Annotated in this window: 5 protein-coding genes; all 5 read right to left on the reverse strand. The window is 41.3% G+C overall.

Features of this window, described 5'->3' with window-relative positions; all coding sequences use genetic code 11:
- The coding region (locus tag AB4Z17_RS31920; protein WP_441964321.1) for a hypothetical protein at window positions 1-638 on the reverse strand (638 nt) is incomplete at its 3' end.
- Between the two features lie 75 nt (window positions 639-713).
- On the reverse strand, window positions 714-2,321 hold the full coding sequence (locus AB4Z17_RS31925; protein WP_441964323.1) for an extracellular solute-binding protein: 1,608 nt from the start codon (window positions 2,319-2,321) through the stop codon (window positions 714-716).
- A 45-nt stretch (window positions 2,322-2,366) separates the two neighbouring features.
- A complete protein-coding gene (locus tag AB4Z17_RS31930) occupies window positions 2,367-3,263 on the reverse strand; it encodes a carbohydrate ABC transporter permease (RefSeq protein ID WP_441964325.1) in 897 nt (298 codons plus the stop codon).
- A gap of 30 nt (window positions 3,264-3,293) precedes the next feature.
- Window positions 3,294-4,244 (reverse strand): ABC transporter permease, encoded by a 951-nt coding sequence (locus tag AB4Z17_RS31935; RefSeq protein ID WP_076271527.1) that lies wholly within the window; start codon window positions 4,242-4,244, stop codon window positions 3,294-3,296.
- 171 nt (window positions 4,245-4,415) lie between these two features.
- Window positions 4,416-5,032, reverse strand: a 617-nt coding sequence (locus tag AB4Z17_RS31940; protein WP_441964328.1) for a sensor histidine kinase, incomplete at its 5' end; no start/stop codon positions are given.

Below are 5,032 nucleotides of genomic sequence, written 5' to 3' on the forward strand. Positions count from 1 at the left end.
ACTTGAACAAGCGGTAAGTTCCATGCCGGACGACGAAAGCTCTTCGACCGATTTCTAGCAAATGCCTGCAGCAGGCTTCCTTCGCTTGTCGGCCATGCTGCGCAAACATCATACTCGAATTTACTATCGGATATTTGCTGACTGTCAGGATCCGGCTTTACGTTCCCGTTGTCCGAATAACTTTGCTGCACATTTTCCAACCGATCGAGCTCGATCGGCCACCCCCCGACAGTCTTGATATTCAATGCCTGAAGGCCGATCGCGAATTGTCCATTATGAACGACACCAACCGATTCACCGATTGAACCGGCAACCGTTGTCATATACGGTCCCCATATGATCCCATCCACATCGGCGCCTTCAATACGCTGAATCTCAAATGTCGCATACTGCGATTTTTCTACTATCAACACATCGACCACAGCACCGCTATCTGCAAATTCAAAAGTAATTAGCCCCAGTACCGCGTTGAAAGATGCCTTCGAAGGCACCTCCATTCGACCATCGATGACAATGCGTATAAGCACAGTAGTCTGCGAAGTTGATGCATACGCATGATCCCCGCTATCGTTCATAGCTGTGATTTGACCTTTTTCGTTCAACTGCAATTTTAAGACACCAGCGTTTATGGTATACATAGTTCTCCTATCTCCCTGCTGCATAATTTTTCATTTAAGCGCATTCTTAGATCGATAATTAGCTTAGCAAAATGATTATGATTTTAAATTGTCGTCATATACTTGTTGCGCTTCTTTTAATACATCATTGCCGCCCATCTTTTTCCATTCAGCTACAAAACTATCGAATTCGCTCAGCGGTTTGCGACCCGTAATAAAATCTATAAAATTTTGCAGTGTATACTGTTTCAACTTATCCTGCGTTTCATTGTAGATGGGCTTGTTGAATGGTGCTAGAATATCAATATTTCTCGTTCCCTTGGCACGTGTATCTTTCGCAAGCTGACGCAGACTTTCTTCAGATGTATATGACGTTTGAAATTCGTAGTCATTGAACGAGCCTGCCATCGAGTAACCGCCAAGCCCTATTTTTTTGCGTTCTTTCTCGTCTGTATATGGAGCGATAAATTCAACCGTTCCTTTGTCGCTCTTATTCCAATGGACACCTTTCTCTCCAAAGTTCATTTTTTCATAAATTTCCGGATCAAATTGGGTAGCTTCGAAAATTTGCATGTATTTAATCAGTTTTGCCTGGTCTTTTTCTAAATGCTTACCGAACATAACACCCGATGCAAAGGCTGGGTTGTACTGTGATATGCCGTATTTCCCATCGGGTCCCTTAATTCCGCCTTCAATTGCAAAATTAAAGCCCGGGTACTTCTTAGCCAGCTTGTCATACCACTGTTCTCCACCAAGGAATGCGTTGCCCGGCAAGAACGCCCACCAATAATATTCAATCGCTCCTATTTTGTCCGTAAGCACTTTGTCTTCAACATTATTACCTTTATTAACGACAAATTCGGGATCAATCAATTCATTTTTATACCAACGGTTCAGAACTTCAAGCGCTTGCTTCGCACCTGGTTCAATTTCTCCACGGACGATTACTCCATCTTTCTCACGGAATATATTAGGATAAGCATCATATGCGCCAAACACGGAGCTGAAAATAGATTCGATATTTTCACCTGCTGCTGTGATGCCATACGTATCTTTTTTACCATTGCCGTCAGGATCCTCGTTCCGGAATTTCGTCAATGCAGCTTCCATCTCATCAAGCGTTTCCGGTGTTTTTGTTATGCCTACTTTTTTCAACCAATCTTCACGAAAACCGAGCTGTATACCATCGATACCAATATCCCAGATGACCGGTAATCCATAGATTTTCCCATCTCTTCTTATATACTTAAATGGATCTTCCCCAAGGTAACGTTTAAGCCACTCCGTATATTTCGGCATATTTTGTTCAATTAATTGTTGCGGAATTTCAGCGGCAACATCCTGTTGGAGAAATTTATCGTAATCCGTAAACGATGGCTCTTTCCACCAATCTGGAATTTCACCAGAGGATATAAGAAGGTTCAGTTTTTCTTTCATCGCTTCCCTGGTTGATGCAATACTTTCCAAATCGACGTTGTACTTCTCTTTCAGTGCATTTAATCCGACTGAGTCTGTCGTTTGATTCTCATCTAAATTCCAAAACATCAATTTCATTTTTTTATTCGTCGCTTCTCCATTGACTGCCGATTGTTTATTCCCATTATCAGTCTGATTACCCGAGGAATCATTTTTGCCGCATCCCGCCATGATCGACATCAGCATAACTGCGGATAGCCCTCCTAGCAATACACGCTTCTTTATCATTTCAACCAGCCCTCTCTGTTTATGAAATATTATCTATTAGGGGAGTTACCCTTTAATAGCGCCAATCATAACGCCTTTGACAAAATACTTTTGGATAAAAGGATAAACGACCAGCATTGGAATGATCGAGAACATGACAACCGTGGCTTGCAGCTGTCTTCCCGAAAACTCTGTTGTTTTACCGATATTTTGAATGACGCTGTTAATATCCGCCATGTTGTTTTGAATAATAATTTTGCGTAAAACAATCTGCAGAACTTGCTTATTTGGATCTGAAATGTAGATCATGCTGTCAAACCATGCATTCCAGTGGCCTACACCTACCCATAAAGCAATCGTAGCCAGCACTGGCTTCGATAAAGGTATGACGATCTGAGTAAATATCCGCAAGTAACCTGCACCATCCACTCGTGCCGACTCTTCCAGTTCTTCCGGAATCGAACGAAAAAAATTTCGCATAATCAATACGTTAAACGCACCAATCATTCCCGGAATAACAAGCGACCAAATCGTATCAAGCATATTCAGTTCCTTAATAAGCAGGTACGAAGGAATCGTCCCCCCAGCAAACAACATCGTGAACAAAATCATGCTTGTAAACGATCGGTTAAAGGGAAGGTCTTTTTTTGCTAAAGGATAGGCGGTTATGGCCGTAAAAAATATAGATAATATAACACCCAGCGCGGTTCGAATAATCGTATTCCAGTATCCCGTCCATAGCGCATCGAATTTAAAGGCCAGCTTGTAGCTCTCGAACGTGAGCTGTGTCGGCAACCATATGAAGCCTGATGAATAGGCAGCACTGTCTGCTCCTGCTCCATCTAAAGAAATCACGACCTGCGTCCAAAAGGGATACAATGTGATAAAAATAATACCTGCCAGAATGAGATACAAAAAGACGTCGACTACTTTGTCTGCCGTTGATTTTTTTATGTTAATCATCGTTCTCGCTCCCTCGTCTAATTAAGAAAATTACCATATGGCATGCTCCTTGCCGCCAATCCATTTCACTATCTTATTTACGATAACGATCAGGATCAAAGCAACCACGGATTTGAACAATCCAACGGCCGTCGCGTAGCTATAGTTCATCTCAATTAAACCTTTACGATAGACATAAGTATCGATTATGTCTGAAACGTTATACACTTTGACATTATACATATTGAATATCTGATCAAAACCCGCATCCAAAATACCGGACATTGATAGAATAAGCATAATGGCTATAACGGGCGCAAGCATCGGAATAGATATATAAAACATCCTTTTAAAACGACCAGCTCCATCGAGTACCGCAGCTTCGTACAACTGCGGATCGATACTCGAAATGGCTGCGAAATAGATAATTGAACCCCATCCGAAGCCTTGAAAAATACTCGTCGCCACAAGTATGGTGCGGAAGTAACGATCATCCGCCAAGAATAACATCGGATCGCCGCCTAATAGTTTTACAATGCCATTGATAGGACCGTCCAAGGAAAACAACGTAAAAAATATCCCAGCCATGACAACCCATGATATAAAATGAGGTAAATAGGATACAGTCTGAGCTAACCTCTTGAATTTCATATTTGAAATCTCACTCAATAACAATGCAAAAATGATGGGTACCGGGAAACCAAAAACCAGCTTGCTTAAACTGATAATTAGTGTATTTTTCAACACAGTATAGAAATACGTGTCATTCATAATCTTCTCGAAATGATGAAGTCCAGCCCATGGACTTCCGATGATGCCCTGTGTAATTTTAAAATCTTTGAATGCCAACAATACGCCGTACATGGGGAGATAATGAAATAGAATGTAATAGACAACTGCCGGAATCATCATAATCAGCAGCACACGGTATTGTTTATATTTTTTTATCTTCTCCCTCCTCAGCACCTGTTTCGTGCTAATTGCCCTAATCGTATTGCTCATTGCTTTATTCCCTCCTTTTTGTAAGCGGTTCCATTGTGCTAAAGAGAATATAACATAGGAAACTTATTTAATAATTATCAAATATTTTAGAAATGATGCAGTTTATTACGGAGTTAAAAAAACCCGTCCGGCTAGCCGGCGGGCGAAGTTGAATTTGGGAGAATAAGTTGTTTATACTGTGGAACTATGCAAGCTTTGTGGAATAACGATGGTCATAACTGTACCATAGCCAAGTCGACTTTGGATGGAGATGCCGTATTTAGTGCCGAACCGCAGTTGCAGACGCTCGTTGACATTTTTGAGGCCATATCCTGTCGATTGCATCGTAAGTATCGTATCGATCGTCTCCTTCTCCATACCTGGACCGTTGTCTTCAATCGCGAAATTGACCGTCCCTTTACCAAGCCAGGCACTAACATACAGTAGACCCTTTCCATTATTTTTCTGTTTGATACCATGCTTGATTGCATTTTCTGCGAGCGGTTGAAGAATTAAATTTATTGTTGAATAATCGTTAACCTCCTCATCGATCTTATAAACCACATCGAAGCTATAATCACCCATAACCTGAATAATCTCAATATAGGATTTGATATTCTCCAATTCGTTACGCACAGTAATAATATTGTTGCCTTGATTAAGAGCCGTCCGATAAAATTTCGACATCGATGTAACGACATGACTAATTTCCGGCGCTTCATTTTTGAGCGCCTTCCAATTGATGAATGAGAGCGTATTGTATAGAAAGTGAGGATTGATTTGCGATTGCAGCGCTTTCAGCTCGGCCT

Origin of the sequence: Paenibacillus sp. TAF43_2 (assembly GCF_052113545.1) — a bacterium.
In the GTDB taxonomy this organism is placed as follows: Bacteria; Bacillota; Bacilli; order Paenibacillales; family Paenibacillaceae; genus Pristimantibacillus.

What these genes read in the sequence shown, in the direction of transcription:
- AB4Z17_RS31930 (WP_441964325.1), bottom strand. Translation starts at nt 3,263, where the DNA reads ATGATTAACATAAAAAAATCAACGGCAGACAAAGTAGTCGACGTCTTT.
- AB4Z17_RS31925 (WP_441964323.1), bottom strand. Translation starts at nt 2,321, where the DNA reads ATGATAAAGAAGCGTGTATTGCTAGGAGGGCTATCCGCAGTTATGCTG.
- AB4Z17_RS31935 (WP_076271527.1), bottom strand. Translation starts at nt 4,244, where the DNA reads ATGAGCAATACGATTAGGGCAATTAGCACGAAACAGGTGCTGAGGAGG.